Annotated in this window: 3 protein-coding genes; all 3 read left to right on the top strand. The window is 65.9% G+C overall.

The features are described 5' to 3' along the window. Positions 1–175: 175 nt before the first annotated feature. Positions 176–517, top strand: coding sequence for an IS66 family insertion sequence element accessory protein TnpB (gene tnpB, locus MBENS4_RS23595; protein WP_255352698.1), 342 nt, complete (start codon positions 176–178; stop codon positions 515–517). Positions 518–590: 73 nt separating this feature from the next. Then, positions 591–2240, top strand: a complete 1650-nt coding sequence (gene tnpC, locus MBENS4_RS23590; RefSeq protein ID WP_039396829.1) for an IS66 family transposase — start codon at positions 591–593, stop codon at positions 2238–2240. Then, positions 2237–2745: plasmid pRiA4b ORF-3 family protein (locus tag MBENS4_RS23585; protein ID WP_039396825.1), on the top strand; the 509-nt coding region annotated here is incomplete at its 3' end. The genes tnpC and MBENS4_RS23585, both read left to right, overlap by 4 nt.

The raw sequence follows: 2745 nt of genomic DNA, 5'->3' as shown, positions 1-2745 counted from the left end.
CATCCCTCCCGATGGTGGAGGCAACCTTTGCCCAGGCGGTCCTCGCCAAGGAAGAGAAGGCGGACGGCTGTGAACGGTGCGCCGTGATCACCGTCGAGGTGGGTGAAGGCCGGCTCGTTCGCATTTCGGCCGAGGCGCCCGCTGCACTGGTCACCGCGACCTTGAAGGCGCTGCGGTGATCCCAGCGGGCGCGCGGGTGTGGATCGCCATGGGGCACACGGACATGCGCAAGGGGATGGAAGGGCTGGCCTTGCAGGTCCAGCAGGGCCTGAAGCGCGACCCGCACGGGGGCGACCTGTTCGTGTTTCGCGGACGGACGGGATCGCTGATCAAGATCATCTGGCACGATGGTATCGGCATGTCCCTCTATTCCAAACGGCTCGAGAAGGGACGCTTCGTGTGGCCCTCGGCGAAGGACGGGATCGTCTCGCTGACCAACGCGCAATTGTCCTGCCTGCTGGAGGGGATCGACTGGCGTAACCCGCAATATTCCTGGCGCCCGCAGAGCGTCGGATAGACCAGCCACTTTCTTCGCCTTCCAGCGCATTTTCGGCTTCAATGCTGCGCCGATCTGTGATTGCATGCTCGTCATGGACACGGCCGCATCGCCCCTCCCGGAGGACGTCGAAGCGCTCAAGGCGCTGCTGTCCGCTGCGCTTGAACGCGCCGACGATGCCGAGGCGCGCCTCGCCAATGCCAGGGCGCGGGAGAGCGCGACCGAGGCGATGATCGCCCACCTCAAGCTGCAGATCGCCAAGCTGCGCCGCGAGCAATATGGTGCCAGCGCCGAGCGCAGCCGTCGGCTTCTCGATCAGCTTGAGCTTCAGCTGGAAGACCTCGAGGCCGATGCCTGCGAGGATGATCTGGCCGCGGAAGTCGCCGCGGCGAAGACAGCCGACGTTGCCGCCTTCGCGCGCAAGCGGCCGAGCCGCAAGCCGTTCCCCGAACATCTCCCGCGCGAGCGCGTCGTCATTCCCGCACCGTGTTCGTGCCCGTCCTGCGGCGGCGCGCGCCTGTCGAAGCTGGGCGAGGACGTGACCGAGACGCTGGAAGTGATCCCGCGCCAGTGGAAGGTGATCCAGACGGTGCGCGAGAAGTTTTCGTGCCGGGATTGCGAGACGATCACGCAGCCTCCGGCGCCGTTCCATGTCGTGCCGCGCGGATGGGCCGGCCCCAGCTTCCTCGCCATGCTGCTGTTCGAGAAGTATGGCCAACACCAGCCCCTCAACCGCCAGGCCGAGCGTTTCGCGCGCGAAGGCGTTGCGCTCAGCACCTCGACGCTGGCCGACCAGGTGGGCGCGGCGACCTTCGCCCTGATGCCGCTCTATCGACGGATCGAGGCGCACGTGCTTGCGGCCCGGCGGCTGCATGGTGATGATACGACCGTGCCGGTCCTGGCCAAGGGCAAGACCGATACGGCGCGCCTGTGGGTCTACGTCCTTGATGACCGGCCCTTTGCCGGCAGCGATCCACCCGCAGCCCTGTTCCACTATTCCCGCGACCGGCGCGGCGAGCATCCTCGGGCGCATCTGGCGTCCTGGGCAGGGATTCTGCAGGCCGATGCCTATGGCGGCTACAACGAGCTCTACGCTCCCGGCCGTCAGCCCGCACCCGTGATCGAGGCGGGCTGCTTTGCGCACGCGCGACGCAAGTTCTTCGAACTGGCCGACGTCGAGGCCGCCGCACGCAAAAAGAGCCGCGGTGAGCGCGCTGGCATGATCTATCCGATCGCGCTGGAAGCCGTGCAGCGCCTCGATGCTATGTTCGAGATCGAGCGTGGCATCAGCGGCAAGGCGCCCGAAGAGCGCCTTGCCGTCCGGCAGGACCTCAGCGCGCCGCTGATGACGGATCTGCACGCCTGGCTCACCGCCCAGCTCGCGAAGCTCTCGCGTAGCCACGATCTGGCCAAGGCGATAAATTACATGCTCCGGCGCTGGACTGCCTTCACCCGGTTCCTGGAAGATGGCCGGATCTGCCTCACCAACAACGCGGCCGAACGCGCTCTGCGCTGCGTGCCCCTCGGGCGCAAGGCCTGGCTGTTCTGCGGCTCCGATCGCGGCGGACAGCGCGCCGCCGTGCTCTACTCGCTGATCCAGACCGCCCGGCTCAACGACGTCGATCCGCAGACCTGGCTGGCCGATGTCCTCGCGCGCATCGCCGACCACCCCGTCAACCGGATCGACGAACTGCTTCCCTGGAACTGGCACGTCCGGCCCGGAGTGCTATCGCAGGTGGCATGACCACCCGATCGACAGACAAGCCCACAGCCATCGACAGTTTCCTGCAGATCGCAACGCTGCGCATCGAGCTTGAGGACAGCGATCCGCCAATCTGGCGCTTGGTCGAAGTGCCGACCTCGGTCACTCTCAAGGTCCTGCACGACATCGTTCAGGGCGCGATGGGATGGTTCGATTACCATCTCTGGGAGATGCGCATTGACGGCCAGACTTATGGCCTGCCGATGGAAGACGACTGGGGAACCGCTCCGCGCAAGATTGCCGCGCGCATCCGCCTGCGCGACGTACTCGCTCCCGGCGCGACCACGATCGCATATTCCTACGACTTTGGTGACGACTGGCAGCACACGCTCACCTTGAGCGATGTTCGGCAGGGAGATCCGGCTCTCGCCTATCCCCGCTTCATCGGCGGGGAGCGCGAGTGTCCACCCGAGGATTGTGGCGGGATCTCCGGCTTTTACGACATGCTGGAGATCAGGTCCGATTCTACGCACGAGCAGTATATAGA

Origin of the sequence: Novosphingobium sp. MBES04 (genome assembly GCF_000813185.1) — a bacterium.
GTDB classification, from domain to species: Bacteria; Pseudomonadota; Alphaproteobacteria; order Sphingomonadales; family Sphingomonadaceae; genus Novosphingobium; species Novosphingobium decolorationis.
The sequence above is the reverse complement of the archived record's forward strand: the minus strand, read 5'-3'. Positions and strand labels throughout refer to the sequence as shown.

Bases quoted from the DNA above. Each gene is read 5' to 3' on its own strand.
- tnpC (WP_039396829.1), top strand. From the start codon at position 591: ATGGACACGGCCGCATCGCCCCTCCCGGAGGACGTCGAAGCGCTCAAG.